Here is a 12,570-nt window from a genome sequence, read left to right as displayed (position 1 = left end):
CGGTCCCCTCTCGATCAGGCCCGGTCGGCAACGCGCTCGCCCAGCAGGCCCTGGGGCCTCATGGTCAGTACCAGGATCAGCGCCAGGAAGGCGAAGATGTCGGCGTACTGGCTGCCCAGCACGCCGCCGGTGAGCTCGCCCAGGTAGCCGGCTCCCAGCGCCTCGACCAGGCCGAGCAGGATGCCGCCGACCACCGCGCCGCTGAGGTTGCCGATGCCGCCCAGCACCGCCGCGGTAAAGGCCTTGAGGCCGGGGAGGAAGCCCATCGTGTGCTGCACGGTGCCGTAGTTGGCGGCCCACATCACGCCGGCCACGGCCGCGAGCACGGCGCCGATGATGAAGGTGGCCGAGATCACCATGTCGGGCTTGACGCCCATCAGTGCCGCCACGCGCGGGTTCTCGGCCGTGGCGCGCATGGCGCGGCCGAGCTTGGTCTTGTTGACCAGGTACATCAGCCCGGCCAGGATCACCGCCGTGAGGCCCAGGATCAGGATCTGGGTCACGCTGATGACCGGCCCGCCCAGGTTGATGGGGTCGGCCGGCAGCAGCGCCGGATAGGGCTTGGGGTTGGGCTTCCACAGGATCATCGCCACCGTCTGCAGCAGCAGGCTCATGCCCATGGCGGTGATCAGCGGCGCCAGCCGCGGCGCCGTGCGCAGCGGCCGGTAGGCGAGCTTCTCGATGCTGAAGTTGAGCCCGGCGCAGACCACGATGGCGCACAGCAGCGAGATCAGCATCAGCGCCCAGCCCGGCAGGCCGCTGTCGGCCAGTGCCGTGACCACGGTCCAGCTGGTGAGGGCGCCGAACATCAGCACCTCGCCGTGGGCGAAGTTGATGAGGTTGATGATGCCGTAGACCATCGTGTAGCCCAGGGCCACCAGCGCATACATGCTGCCGAGCACGAGGCCGTTGATGATCTGCTGGATGAAGGTTTCCATCGAGGGGGAGCTCCGGTTGCCGCGCGGCGCGCGGCCCGGCCCAGCGCATGCAAGAAACCGGCCTTGCGTGGCTTGCCGAAGCCCGAGGCCCCGCAGTGCGCCAGGATTCTAGGTGGCCTGCCGCCGAGAAATGGGCGGGGCTTTCCCCCTGGCACCCCGGAGGATTCACCATTGATCCGGCGATTCACCGATTCTTCTTCGCCCCTTCATCCCTCGCCTGCTGGCGGGCCTGGAGGTCGAGCCGCCGCAGTTCGTCCAGCCTCTCGCCAATGCGCAACTCGAGCCCGCGCGGCACCGGGTGGTAGAAGCGCCGGTCCTGCAGGCCCTCGGGCAGGTAGTGCTCGCCGGCGGCGTAGGCGTCGGCCTCGTCGTGGGCGTAGCGGTAGCCGGCCCCGTGGCCGATGTCCTTCATCAGGCGCGTCGGCGCATTGCGCAGGTGCAGTGGCACCGGCCGGGTGCCCTCTTGGCGCACCAGGGCCTGGACCTCGCCCCAGGCCTTGTAGACCGCGTTCGACTTGGGCGCCATGGCGAGGAAGGTCACGGCCTCGGCCAGCGCCAGCTCGCCCTCGGGCGAACCCAGGCGCTCGTAGACCTCGGCCGCGTCCAGCGCCAGGCGCAACGCTCGCGGGTCGGCCAGGCCCACTTCCTCGCTGGCCATGCGCACGATGCGCCGTGCCGCGTAGCGCGGGTCCATGCCGGCGTCGAGCAGGCGGGCCAGCCAGTACAGCGCCGCATCGGGGTTGGAGCCGCGCACCGATTTGTGCAGCGCCGAGATGGTGTCGTAGAAGACATCGCCGCCCTTGTCGCCGCGGCGCAGCAGGCGGCCCAGCGCCGATTCCAGCCGCTCGGGCGTGATGGACTCGGCGCGCCGGTGCGAAGCGACCACGCTTTCCCAGGCATTGATGAGGCGGCGGCCATCGCCGTCGGCAAAGGCGATCAGGCGCTCCTGCGCCGCTGGCTCCACCGGCGGCCCCGGCAGCGCCGCCTGGGCGCGCGCCAGCAGCGCCGCCAGGTCGCCATCGTCCAGCGGCTGCAGCACATGCACGGTGGCGCGCGAAAGCAACGCCGCATTGACCTCGAACGAAGGGTTCTCGGTGGTGGCGCCGATGAAGCTGAACAGCCCCGCCTCGACATGGGGCAGGAAGGCGTCCTGCTGCGCCTTGTTGAAGCGGTGCACCTCGTCGACGAAGAGCACGGTGGCGCGGCCGGCGCGCCGCAGCGCCTCGGCCTGCTCGACCGCCTCGCGGATGTCCTTGACGCCGGCCAGCACCGCCGAAAGCACGATGAAATGGGCGCCCGTGGCCGCCGCCAGCAAGCGCGCCAGCGTCGTCTTGCCCACGCCAGGCGGGCCCCAGAGGATCATCGAGGGCAGCCGCCCGGCCTCGAAGGCCACGCGCAACGGCCTGCCGGCAGCCAGCAGGTGGCGCTGGCCGACGACCTCGTCCAGCGTCGCCGGCCGCAGGCGCTCGGCCAGCGGCGCGCCCGGCGCGGCGGCCGCGGGCGGGTCGGCGAAGAGCGGATCCTGGGCAGGCATGGCCGGCGATTGTCGCCGCGCCGTCAAAGGCCCGGCGCGAGGCACCGACCTTGCCGGCTTTGTCACGGATGGGCCGGCAGAATGCTTGAGCCGGCTCTCAGGCGGTCGATAGGGGGTGGGAGTGCCCCCGCCGGGCTGAACCACGCTGCACAGGAGCCCCATGAGAAACCTCACCTTGCTGTCGACCACGCTGGCGCTGTGCGCGCTGCTCGCCACTGGCGCCGCCCAGGCCGGCCGCCCCCTGGTGACCGAGACTGCCGACGCCAATGCCGCCGGCGCCTGCGACGCCGAGACCTCGCTCACCCGCGTGAGCGAGCGCGACGCACCCTCGCTGCGCCTGTGGGAAACGGTGGTGGCCTGCGGCATAGGCCACGACACCCAGCTTGGCGCTGGCTACGCCCGCGCACGCAGCGAAGGCCAGACGCTGCAGGCGCTGAGCCTGGGCGGCAAGACCAATCTGGTGGCACCAGAGGACGGCCGCACCGGCTGGGGCGTCGCCTACGGACTGGATGCCGCCGAGGCGCCGGGCCGCAGCCTGCGCCTGGAGACGCTGGGTCTGGCGGCCCTGGCCACGCGCGAGCTGGCCCCGGGCCTGCTGGGCCACGCCAACCTGGGCCTGACCTACAACCGCGTCGACCGCAAGACGCGCGCACAGTGGTCGCTGGGCCTGGAGACCGCTGGCGACCTGGTGCTGGCCGCCGACATTTACGGCGAAGACCGCGGCAGGCCCACGGTCTCGGCCGGCGCGGGCTGGACCTTCGGCGGCGGCGTCAGCGCCAACCTGAGCTATGCGGTCGAACTCGAACGACCCCGCGTCAAGGCCCTGGGCCTGGGGCTGAAGCTGGTGTTCTGAAGGCGCGCAGTGCGCGCTGCGAACGCCGGCGCCGCTACTGCTCGATCACGTCGGCGCCCGCTGGCGGCGTGAAGCGGAAACGCTCGGCCGCCACCGCGGCATTGGGCGCGAAGGCGCCGAAGTCGAGCCGCGAGCGCTGGCCGAAGGCGTCGGTCACCTCCACCGCCACCAGGGCACGGCCACGAAAGCCCACGCGCAGCGACTGGAAGGCACCGTCCTTGGCGCGCGGCACGGCCTGGGCCCAGTCGACGCCGTCCTTCGAAGGCAGCGGCGACAGCGTGAACTCGGGCTCCAGGCTGGCGCCCGCCAGCAGCGCCGCCGGCGTGGCGCCCAGGGCCTGGTCGATGCGGCGCGAACTGGCCTGGTTCAACTCGGGGTCGTAGAGCCAGACCTTCTGGCCATCGGCCACGATGAGCTGCTGGTAGGGCTTGCTGTAGGCGAAGCGGAAGCGGTTGGGCCGCGTGAACTCGAACTCGCCGCTGCTGGTCTTGCTGCGCGAGCCCTCGGCCGCGGTGACGGTCTGGGTGAAGCTGGCACGGCCCGATTTCACCTCGCGCACGAAGTCGCGCAGCGTGTCGACGGCGTCGGCACGCACCGCCAGCGGCAGCGCGGCCACAAGGCCCAGGACGCAGGTCAGCAAGGCGTTGCGCATCACTCTTCCCTTTTCGGAACGAGGAGGTCGCGGTTGCCCGCATGCCCCATGGCCGAGACGATGCCGGCCTGCTCCATCTGCTCGAGCAGGCGGGCGGCGCGGTTGTAGCCGATGCGCAGGTGGCGCTGCACCAGCGAGATCGAGGCGCGGCGCTGCTGCAGCACCACGGCCACGGCCTGGTCGTACATCGGGTCGGCCTCGCCGCTGGCGCCGCCGGCCGCACCACCGGGCCCGCCCTCGCCGCCCTCGCCCTCGAGCACGCCACCTTCGAGGATGCCCTCCACGTAGTCCGGCTCGCCCTGGGTCTTGAGGTAGGTGACGACGCGATGCACCTCGTCATCGCTGACGAAGGCGCCGTGTACGCGCACCGGCAGGCCGCCGCCGGGCGTGAGGTAGAGCATGTCGCCCTGGCCCAGCAAGGCTTCGGCGCCCATCTGGTCGAGGATGGTGCGGCTGTCGATCTTGCTGCTGACCTGGAAGCTCAGGCGCGTCGGGATATTGGCCTTGATGAGGCCGGTGATGACGTCGACGCTGGGCCGCTGCGTCGCCAGGATGAGGTGGATGCCGGCAGCGCGCGCCTTTTGCGCCAGGCGGGCGATCAGCTCCTCGATCTTCTTGCCCACCACCATCATCAGGTCGGCGAGCTCGTCGATCACCACCACCACATGCGGCAGGCGCTCCAGCGGCTCGGGCGCCTCCGGCGTGAGGCTGAAGGGGTTGGGCAGCTTCTGCCCAGCTGCAGCCGCCTCGGCGATCTTCTTGTTGTAGCCGGCAAGATTGCGCACGCCCAGCTTGCTGAGCAGCTTGTAGCGCCGCTCCATCTCGCCCACGCACCAGTTGAGCGCGTTGGCAGCCTGCTTCATGTCGGTGACCACCGGCGCCAGCAGGTGAGGAATGCCCTCGTAGACGCTCATCTCGAGCATCTTGGGATCGATCAGGATCAGCCGCACATCGCGCGCCTCGGCCTTGTAGAGCAGGCTCAGGATCATGGCGTTGATGCCCACGCTCTTGCCCGAGCCGGTGGTGCCGGCCACCAGGCAGTGCGGCATCTTGGCCAGGTCGGCCACCACGGGCTTGCCGACGATGTCCTTGCCCAGGCCCAGGGTCAGCAGCGAGGCCGAGCTGTTGTAGACCTCGGAGCCCAGGATCTCCGACAGCTTGATGGTCTGACGGCGTGCATTGGGCAGCTCCAGCGCCATCGTGTTGCGCCCGGCGATAACCTCGACGACGCGGATGCTCACCAGCGACAGCGAGCGCGCCAGGTCGCGCGCCAGGCCCACGATCTGCGCGCCCTTGACGCCGGTGGCCGGCTCGATCTCGTAGCGCGTGATCACCGGGCCGGGCGATGCCGCCACCACCTGCACCTCGACGCCGAAGTCCTTGAGCTTTTTCTCGATCAGGCGGCTGGTCATCTCCAGCGATTCGGGTGTGGCCGCCTCCAGCCGCGAACTGCCGACGCCATCGAGCAGGTCCACCTGCGGCAGGCGCGTATCGGCCAGCTCGGCGAAGAGCGGCTTCTGCCTTTCCTTGGCCACGCGCTGAGAAGGCGCGATCTCGGGCGCCGTGGGCACGATGACCAGCGGCTGGTGGACCTGCTCCTCCTGCCGCTGCACCTCGACCACCTGCTCGCGCTCCTGCGCCGCCAGCTCGCCCAGGCGCAGGTCTTCCTGCAGTTCGCGCCGGCCCATGCGGCGCTCGCGCAGCGCGTCGAAGCGCTCGCCAATGGCCTCGGCCAGGCGCAGCCACGAGAAGCGCAGCGCCAGCGCCAGGCCGGTGACGAAGAGCGCGATCCACAACACGCCCGAGCCGGCAAAGCCCAACCAGCGCATCGACAGCGGCCCCAGCAGCCAGCCCAGCACGCCGCCGGCGTGGCCGGGCAGCAGCGCTTCCCAGCGGTACAGGCGCGTCCATTCGAGGGCGCAGCTGGCCGCCAGCAGCAGCGCCAGCCCGGCCCAGAACATCCAGCGCGGCGGCTGCGCCTGCGCGGGCTGGTTGCGCAGCACGCCGGCCAGTGCCGACAGCCAGGCGCGCAGCGCCACCGGCACCAGCCACCAGGCGGAGTAACCGAACAGGAAGAGCGCCAGGTCGGAGACCCGCGCGCCCAGCATGCCGGCGCGGTTGCGCAAGGCCTCGCCCGTGCCCGAGGTGCTGAAGGCCGGGTCGGCCGCGCTGTGCGTGAGCATGGCCAGCAGGAAGAGCAGCCAGGCCAGGCCTCCGGCGAGCACCAGGGCCTGGCGGCGCCACAGCGGCGCGCCGGAGGCCGCATTGGCGGTGGCGCCGGGCACTGCCTCGCCGCCCATCGATCCGAGGGGGAAACTCATGGCCGGCATTGTGGACCAAGGGCCTGCGCCGCCCTGGCGGCGGCGCGGCCCCGGCCCGGCGCCGGGCTCAATCGTTCTGCAGGCGTTCCTTGATGACGACGGAGCCGCTTTCCAGCGTCTCGATGACGCCGCGCTCCTCGAGATCCTTCATCACGCGGCTGACCATCTCGCGCGAGGCGCCCACCACCTTGGCCATGTCCTGGCGGCTGACCTTGTGGCGGATGACCTTCTGGCCGTCGACCTCCTCGGCCATCTCGAGCAGGGTGCGCGCGACGCGGCCGTAGACATCGAGCAGGGCCAGCGATTCGATCTGGCGGTCGGCGTTGCGCAGGCGCCGCACGAGGCCGCGCATGATGCCGTAGGACAGCGTGCTGTTCTCGGGCAGGCAGCGCGCGAAATCGGCGCGCGCCAGCACCAGCATGTCGGTCTGGATCTCGGCGCGCACGGTGGCCGAGTGCGCCTCGTTGTCGATCAGGCTCATCTCGCCAACGTAGTCGCCCGATTCGAGCACGGCCAGGATGACCTCGCGCCCGCGCGTGTCGGAGGTCAGCACCCGGGCACGGCCATTGAGCAGGATGAACAGCGCATTGCTCTTGCGCCCCTGCTCCACCACCAGTTCACCGCGGCGGAAGCGCCGTTTGACCACGCTGTCGGCGATGGCCTGCGCCTGGTCCACCGTGAGCATGGAAAACAGCGGCACGCGCCGGATCAGATCGAGATTGGACAGCATTGACATCAGCAGGCTCCAGTTGTTGTGCTTCGATTCGGCGTGCGGCGGCCACGACGCCCGGTCTGCAAGAATCCCCCTATTGTGCCCACGGACGGACTTGCAACCGCCGGGGCCCGCCACGACATGTTCCAGCACCGGCGGCCATCCGCAGCCGGCCCCATCGGGAGCTTTACCGCATGACCACCGCCACCCAGCACGCCCGCGTCCTCATCCTCGGCTCCGGCCCTGCCGGCTATACCGCGGCCATCTACGCCGCGCGTGCCAATCTCGAACCCATGCTCATCACCGGCATCGCTCAGGGCGGCCAGCTGATGACGACGACCGAGGTCGACAACTGGCCGGCCGACGTGGCCGGCGTGCAGGGCCCCGAGCTGATGCAGCGCTTCCTGCAGCACGCCGAGCGCTTCAATACCAAGATCGTGTTCGACCACATCCATGGCGTGGATTTCGGCACGCGGCCGTTCATCCTGAAGGGCGATTCGGGCAACTACAGCTGCGACGCCCTGGTCATCGCCACCGGCGCCAGCGCCAAGTACCTGGGCCTGGCGAGCGAGACCGCCTTCATGGGCCGTGGCGTGAGCGGCTGCGCCACCTGTGACGGCTTCTTCTACCGCGGCGACGAGGTGGCGGTGGTCGGTGGCGGCAACACCGCGGTCGAGGAAGCGCTCTACCTGTCCAACATCGCCAGCACCGTGCATCTGGTGCATCGGCGCGACAAGTTCCGCGCCGAGGCCATCCTGATCGACAAGCTGCACGCCAAAGTGGCGGCCGGCAAGATGAAGCTGCACCTGTGGCAGACGCTGGACGAGGTGCTGGGCGATGCCAGCGGCGTGACCGGCGTGCGCCTGCGCAGCACCCAGGGCGGCGGCACGACCGACATCCCGGTCAAGGGCTGCTTCATTGCCATCGGCCACCAGCCCAACACCGACCTCTTCAGGGGCCAGCTTGAGATGAAGGACGGCTACATCGTCACCCGCACCGGCCTGGACGGCATGGCCACCCAGACCAGCGTGCCCGGCGTGTTTGCCGCCGGCGACGTGCAGGACCATGTCTACCGCCAGGCGATCACCAGCGCCGGCACCGGCTGCATGGCCGCGCTGGACGCACAGCGCTACCTGGAGCAACTGCAGGGCTGATTGAATTCACGCTACAATAGCGGGCTTTGCTGAGCGTGGTATGCCTTGGTTGGGAGCAATCCCGGGCGATACCGAGCGGCAGCGGTCACAACACACCGTATCCGGCACACCGGATTCGGGAACATCCTGGAGAGCGTCATGGCACGCGTCTGTCAAGTCACCGGCAAGCGCCCGATGGTGGGCAACAATGTTTCGCACGCGAACAACAAGACCAAGCGCCGCTTCCTGCCCAACCTGCAGTACCGGCGCTTCTGGGTCGAGAGCGAGAACCGCTGGGTGCGCCTGCGCGTGAGCAACGCCGCCCTGCGCCTGATCGACAAGGTGGGCATCGAACAGGTCGTCACCGACCTGCGCGCCCGCGGCGAAATCTGAACCCCTAGGAGAGCAGCATGGCCAGCAAAGGCGGACGCGAGAAGATCAAGCTGGAGTCCACGGCGGGCACCGGGCACTTCTACACCACGAGCAAGAACAAGAAGACGACGCCCGAAAAGCTCGAATTCCTGAAGTTCGATCCCAAGGCACGCAAGCACGTGCTCTACAAAGAGATCAAGCTCAAGTAAGGCCCGCAAGGCCACCCTGGCCTTGCCCGACAAAAAACCCGCCGAGGCGGGTTTTTTTGTTGTCTGGCGCCGACTGCGCCCAAGAAAAAGGGGCTCCGAAGAGCCCCTTTCGATGAGACCGCGAAAGCGGTTCTCGATCAGCGAACCACCGCGATCTGCTCGCGCTTGCCGCCCTTGTAGGTGTAGAGCGCGTGAGGGCGCCGTTCTTGATATCGCCCTTGGCATCGAAGCCGATGGTGCCGGTGACGCCCTTGTAGCCGTCGGTCTTGGCCAGCACCGGCAGGTACTTGGCGGGGTCGGACGAGCCGGCCTTGACCATCGCCGCCACCATCACATTGACGGCGTCGTAGACGTAGGGGGCATAGACCTGCACGTCGGCGTTGAACTTCTTCTTGAAGGCGGCGTTGAAGTCGTCCATCGACTTCTTGGCCGCGCCCTCGACGCCACCGGCCTCGGCACACACGACCTGGCCGTCGCCCATCGTGCCGGCCGCCAGCTTGGGCAGCTCGCTCGAGCAGATGCCGTCACCACCGACGAACTTGGCCTCGATGCCCAGCTGCTTCATCTGGCGCATCATCGGGCCGGCCACCGCGTCCATGCCGCCGAAGAACACCACGTCAGGCTTCTTGGCCTTCAGGCTGGTCAGGATGGCGGTGAAGTCGGTGGCCTTGTCGTTGGTGAACTCGCGGCCCACGGTCTTGCCGCCCGCGCCCTTGACGCCCTTCTCGAACTCGTCGGCGACACCCTGGCCGTAAGCGGTGCGGTCGTCGATGACGGCGATGCTCTTGCCCTTGAGTTCCTTCACCGCGTAGCGGCCCAGAGTGCCACCCAGGTGTACGTCATCGGCGACGACGCGGAAGGTGGTCTTGTAGCCCTGGCGGGTGTACTTGGGGTTGGTGGCCGAGGGGCTGATCTGGGGGATGCCGGCGTCGCTGTAGATCTTGGAGGCCGGGATGGTGGTGCCCGAGTTCAGGTGGCCGACGATGCCCTGGACCTTGCTGTCGACCAGCTTCTGCGCCGCCGCCGTGCCCTGCTTGGGATCGGCTGCGTCGTCTTCGGCCAGCAGTTCGAACTTGACCTTCTTGCCGCCGATGGTCACGCCCTTGGCGTTGAGCTCGTCGATGGCCATGCGGGCGCCGTTCTCGTTGTCCTTGCCCAGGTGGGCGATCTGCCCGCTGGTGGGGCCGACATGGCCGATCTTGACGACGTCCTGAGCGAACGACGGGCCGGTCAGCAGGACGGCGACGGCGCCGATGATCAGGTTCAGCTTGACTTGCATGCAAATACCTCCGGTTGTGGATGACAGCTGCCGTTGATCGGCAGACATCGAATGAGAGAGCAAGGCCGCGACGATAGCGCAAAACTGTCACATTCCGACAGAGGCATGCTCCGTTGAAAGGGGCGCAGGGCGGCCGTGGGTGGCCTCAGCGCGGCGGCACCTCGAGCGCGCGTGAGACCGCCTCGCCGACGATCTCGCCCAGGGCCGGCAGCAGTTCAGCGCGCGCATCGCGGATCAGGCCATCGGCGGCGCGCGCCAGCGCCGGCGCCAGGGCTTCACGCAGGCGCGCCTCGAGCATGGCATCGATGCGGGGCCCCAGTTCTGCCAGCACGCGCTGCACCAGCGCGGCCTCGTCGACGGCCGGCACGGCCACCGCGGAAGACAGCAACTCGTGGGCCGTGGGCAGGGCGACGGCGTCGGGGCCGAACTCGATCACCTCGGTCAGCGTGGGCAGGCGGTCGGCGCCGGGCGGAGGGCGGCCGGGCCTGGACGGCTCGACCTGGAGGGGCTCGTCCTGTTGCGGCTCGGATCCCGACGGCATTGCCACCAGGTCGACCGGCGCCTGCAACCCGTCCACGGCGACGGGGCCTGGCGCCGGCAGCGACTCGTCAATCACGGGCGCTGGCTGCATGGTGGACGATGCTGAGGCCGGCGGCCTTGTAGGCGCGCCAGCGTTCGCGGCCGCCGGCCGCCGCATCGGCCTCGGCGCCGACGATCTCGATCAGGCGCGGCCACTGCGCCGGCTCGGGCGGGGCGGCCGCGCCCAGATTGACCAGCACGCCGGGGCGCGGCGCCAGAGCCTGCGCGACGGTGGCGCTGGCGGCCAGCCAGATTGGCGTCAGCGCGGCCGTCGCCGGCGCCGCGCCAGGCAGGCGCACATGGGGCAGGAAGTCGCACTCCTCGAAGGTCCACAGGCTGCGGTCGAGGGCGGTCAGCGTGTCCGACGGCGCCGTGACCAGCACGCGTGCGCCCTGGCGGCAGGCCTTGCGCAGCAGGCGGCACGCAAACCCCAGCGGATCCTGCACGCCGGTGTGGAACTCGACCTCGGGCATGACGCTCATCGGCCGGCATTTTGCGCCACGGCGCCGCGCCGGCCCGCTCTCACTTGCGCTTGGCGCGTGCCAGCACGAAATGGGTGAGCAGGGGCACGGGCCGCCCGGTCGCGCCCTTGGCCGCGCCCGACTTCCAGGCCGTGCCAGCGATGTCCAGGTGCGCCCAACGCAGCTTGGCGGTGAAGCGCTTGAGGAACATCGCCGCCGTGATGGCGCCGCCGGCGCGCGGGCCGACGTTGCCCATGTCGGCGAAATTGCTCTTCAGCGCCTCGTCGTACTCCTCGTCCAGCGGCATGCGCCAGGCCGGGTCCAGCGCCTGCTCGCCGGCGGCCAGCAGTTCGGCCGCCAGCGGGTCGTCGCCGCTGAACAGGCCGCTGCGGTGGTGGCCGAGCGCGATCACGCAGGCGCCGGTGAGGGTGGCGATGTCGACCACCACCGCCGGCTTCAGGCGCTCGGCATAGCTCAGCGCGTCGCACAGGATGAGGCGGCCTTCGGCATCGGTGTTGAGGATTTCTATCGTCTGGCCCGACAGGCTGGTGACGACGTCACCCGGCTTCACCGCGCGGCTGCTGGGCATGTTCTCGCACGCCGGGATGATGCCGACAAGGTTGACCTTGGCCTTGAGCCCGGCCACGGCGCGCAGCGTGCCCAGCACGCTGGCGGCCCCACCCATGTCGAACTTCATCTCGTCCATCTCGGCCGACGGCTTGATGGAGATGCCGCCGGTGTCGAAGGTGATGCCCTTGCCCACTAGCACCACCGGCGCCTCGGCCTTGCCCGCGCCCTGGTAGCGCGCGACGATGAATTTCGGCGCCTCGGCCGAGCCCTGGGCGACGGCGAGGAAGGAGCCCATGCCGAGCTTTTCGCAGTCGGCGCGCTCGAGGATCTCGACCTTGAGGCCGTGCTCCTTGCCCAACCGGCGGGCGGTGTCGGCCAGGTGGCGCGGCGTGCAGTGGTTGGCCGGCAGATTGGCCAGCTCGCGCGCCAGCTCTGTGCCGGCGGCCAGGTGCTCGCCCAGGCGCAAGCCCTCAGCCAGCGCCGCGGCACCGTCTTTGGCGCAGACCAGGCTGATCTTCTGCAGCCTGGATGCGGCCGGCGCGCTGGGCTTGGTCTGGCGGTAGACGTAAAGACTCTCGGCCACCGCCGCCACCAGGGCCGCAGCGTGGTCGGCCGTCAGTTCGGCGCCGACCACAGCCACCGCCAGGTGCTGGCTGCCACCGGCCTTGACGGCGCCCAGGCCCGCGGCCACAGCCTTCCTGATGGCCTTGATCGAGCCGTCGCCGGCAGCGGCCAGCACGACGCGCAGCGCCTTGATGCCGGCCAGGCCATGCAGATAGAGGGTGGCGCCGGCCTTGGCGTCGAAGTCTCCGGACTTGATGGCGGCCTCCACCGCTGTGGCCAGCGGGGCATCGAGCCCGGCCGCCGCCGAGCCGCCGGCCAGCACCACGAGCAGGGCGTCGGCATTGACGCCGGCCAGCCCGCCGGCCGGGGTCGCCAGGGTCTTGAAGTCCATAA

General features: G+C 69.9%; 12 protein-coding genes and 1 pseudogene. 4 read left to right on the top strand and 9 right to left on the bottom strand.

All coding sequences use genetic code 11. From position 1 onward, the window contains the following. Positions 1 to 14: 14 nt before the first annotated feature. Together JMV16_RS16820 and JMV16_RS16815 are read right to left on the bottom strand one after the other, a co-directional pair. Positions 15 to 938, bottom strand: coding sequence for a branched-chain amino acid ABC transporter permease (locus tag JMV16_RS16820; RefSeq protein WP_201495450.1), 924 nt, complete (start codon positions 936 to 938; stop codon positions 15 to 17). A gap of 184 nt (positions 939 to 1,122) precedes the next feature. Continuing rightward, on the bottom strand, positions 1,123 to 2,472 hold the full coding sequence (locus JMV16_RS16815) for a replication-associated recombination protein A (protein WP_201495449.1): 1,350 nt from the start codon (positions 2,470 to 2,472) through the stop codon (positions 1,123 to 1,125). Positions 2,473 to 2,632: 160 nt separating this feature from the next. On the opposite strand from JMV16_RS16815, the gene JMV16_RS16810 reads away from it, so the two are divergent. Then, complete coding sequence (locus tag JMV16_RS16810; protein WP_201495448.1) at positions 2,633 to 3,325, top strand: hypothetical protein; 693 nt, start codon at positions 2,633 to 2,635, stop codon at positions 3,323 to 3,325. A gap of 34 nt (positions 3,326 to 3,359) precedes the next feature. On the opposite strand, the gene lolA is transcribed toward JMV16_RS16810, so the two are convergent. The 3 genes from lolA to JMV16_RS16795 all read right to left on the bottom strand — a co-directional run bounded on the left by lolA (position 3,360) and on the right by JMV16_RS16795 (position 7,034). Beyond that, positions 3,360 to 3,977: an outer membrane lipoprotein chaperone LolA gene (gene lolA / locus JMV16_RS16805; RefSeq protein ID WP_201495447.1), complete on the bottom strand. Its 618-nt coding sequence runs from the start codon at positions 3,975 to 3,977 to the stop codon at positions 3,360 to 3,362. Next, positions 3,977 to 6,298, bottom strand: coding sequence for a DNA translocase FtsK (locus JMV16_RS16800; protein WP_201495446.1), 2,322 nt, complete (start codon positions 6,296 to 6,298; stop codon positions 3,977 to 3,979). Before JMV16_RS16800 ends, lolA begins: the two co-directional genes overlap by 1 nt. Before the next feature lie 67 nt (positions 6,299 to 6,365). Then, positions 6,366 to 7,034 (bottom strand): Crp/Fnr family transcriptional regulator, encoded by a 669-nt coding sequence (locus JMV16_RS16795; RefSeq protein WP_201495445.1) that lies wholly within the window; start codon positions 7,032 to 7,034, stop codon positions 6,366 to 6,368. A gap of 170 nt (positions 7,035 to 7,204) precedes the next feature. On the opposite strand from JMV16_RS16795, the gene trxB reads away from it, so the two are divergent. The 3 genes from trxB (at position 7,205) to rpmG (ending at position 8,724) form a co-directional block, all read left to right on the top strand. Then, on the top strand, positions 7,205 to 8,164 hold the full coding sequence (gene trxB, locus JMV16_RS16790; RefSeq protein WP_201495444.1) for a thioredoxin-disulfide reductase: 960 nt from the start codon (positions 7,205 to 7,207) through the stop codon (positions 8,162 to 8,164). Between the two features lie 138 nt (positions 8,165 to 8,302). Next, the gene (gene rpmB, locus JMV16_RS16785) at positions 8,303 to 8,536 is read left to right on the top strand and encodes a 50S ribosomal protein L28 (RefSeq protein ID WP_201495443.1); all 234 of its coding nucleotides are present in this window, start codon (positions 8,303 to 8,305) and stop codon (positions 8,534 to 8,536) included. Positions 8,537 to 8,553: 17 nt separating this feature from the next. Continuing rightward, on the top strand, positions 8,554 to 8,724 hold the full coding sequence (gene rpmG, locus JMV16_RS16780) for a 50S ribosomal protein L33 (protein WP_201495442.1): 171 nt from the start codon (positions 8,554 to 8,556) through the stop codon (positions 8,722 to 8,724). Positions 8,725 to 8,861: 137 nt separating this feature from the next. On the opposite strand, the pseudogene JMV16_RS16775 reads toward rpmG, so the two are convergent. The 4 genes and pseudogenes from JMV16_RS16775 to JMV16_RS16760 all read right to left on the bottom strand — a co-directional run bounded on the left by JMV16_RS16775 (position 8,862) and on the right by JMV16_RS16760 (position 12,568). Beyond that, positions 8,862 to 10,003 (bottom strand): annotated as a pseudogene (locus JMV16_RS16775) (branched-chain amino acid ABC transporter substrate-binding protein). Between the two features lie 145 nt (positions 10,004 to 10,148). Beyond that, positions 10,149 to 10,634, bottom strand: a complete 486-nt coding sequence (locus JMV16_RS16770) for a hypothetical protein (protein WP_201495441.1) — start codon at positions 10,632 to 10,634, stop codon at positions 10,149 to 10,151. Continuing rightward, a complete protein-coding gene (locus JMV16_RS16765; protein ID WP_236580561.1) occupies positions 10,612 to 11,064 on the bottom strand; it encodes a DNA polymerase III subunit chi in 453 nt (150 codons plus the stop codon). Before JMV16_RS16765 ends, JMV16_RS16770 begins: the two co-directional genes overlap by 23 nt. A gap of 40 nt (positions 11,065 to 11,104) precedes the next feature. Then, complete coding sequence (locus JMV16_RS16760; protein ID WP_201495440.1) at positions 11,105 to 12,568, bottom strand: leucyl aminopeptidase; 1,464 nt, start codon at positions 12,566 to 12,568, stop codon at positions 11,105 to 11,107. Positions 12,569 to 12,570 lie beyond the last annotated feature (2 nt).

The organism is Rubrivivax sp. A210 (assembly GCF_904426505.1).
In the GTDB taxonomy this organism is placed as follows: Bacteria; Pseudomonadota; Gammaproteobacteria; order Burkholderiales; family Burkholderiaceae_C; genus Rubrivivax.
This window is presented reverse-complemented; position numbering and strand designations above follow the sequence as displayed.

Bases quoted from the DNA above. Each gene is read 5' to 3' on its own strand.
- JMV16_RS16820 (WP_201495450.1), bottom strand. From the start codon at position 938: ATGGAAACCTTCATCCAGCAGATCATCAACGGCCTCGTGCTCGGCAGC.
- JMV16_RS16815 (WP_201495449.1), bottom strand. From the start codon at position 2,472: ATGCCTGCCCAGGATCCGCTCTTCGCCGACCCGCCCGCGGCCGCCGCG.
- JMV16_RS16810 (WP_201495448.1), top strand. From the start codon at position 2,633: ATGAGAAACCTCACCTTGCTGTCGACCACGCTGGCGCTGTGCGCGCTG.
- lolA (WP_201495447.1), bottom strand. From the start codon at position 3,977: ATGCGCAACGCCTTGCTGACCTGCGTCCTGGGCCTTGTGGCCGCGCTG.
- JMV16_RS16800 (WP_201495446.1), bottom strand. From the start codon at position 6,298: ATGAGTTTCCCCCTCGGATCGATGGGCGGCGAGGCAGTGCCCGGCGCC.
- JMV16_RS16795 (WP_201495445.1), bottom strand. From the start codon at position 7,034: ATGTCAATGCTGTCCAATCTCGATCTGATCCGGCGCGTGCCGCTGTTT.
- trxB (WP_201495444.1), top strand. From the start codon at position 7,205: ATGACCACCGCCACCCAGCACGCCCGCGTCCTCATCCTCGGCTCCGGC.
- rpmB (WP_201495443.1), top strand. From the start codon at position 8,303: ATGGCACGCGTCTGTCAAGTCACCGGCAAGCGCCCGATGGTGGGCAAC.
- rpmG (WP_201495442.1), top strand. From the start codon at position 8,554: ATGGCCAGCAAAGGCGGACGCGAGAAGATCAAGCTGGAGTCCACGGCG.
- JMV16_RS16770 (WP_201495441.1), bottom strand. From the start codon at position 10,634: ATGCAGCCAGCGCCCGTGATTGACGAGTCGCTGCCGGCGCCAGGCCCC.
- JMV16_RS16765 (WP_236580561.1), bottom strand. From the start codon at position 11,064: ATGAGCGTCATGCCCGAGGTCGAGTTCCACACCGGCGTGCAGGATCCG.
- JMV16_RS16760 (WP_201495440.1), bottom strand. From the start codon at position 12,568: ATGGACTTCAAGACCCTGGCGACCCCGGCCGGCGGGCTGGCCGGCGTC.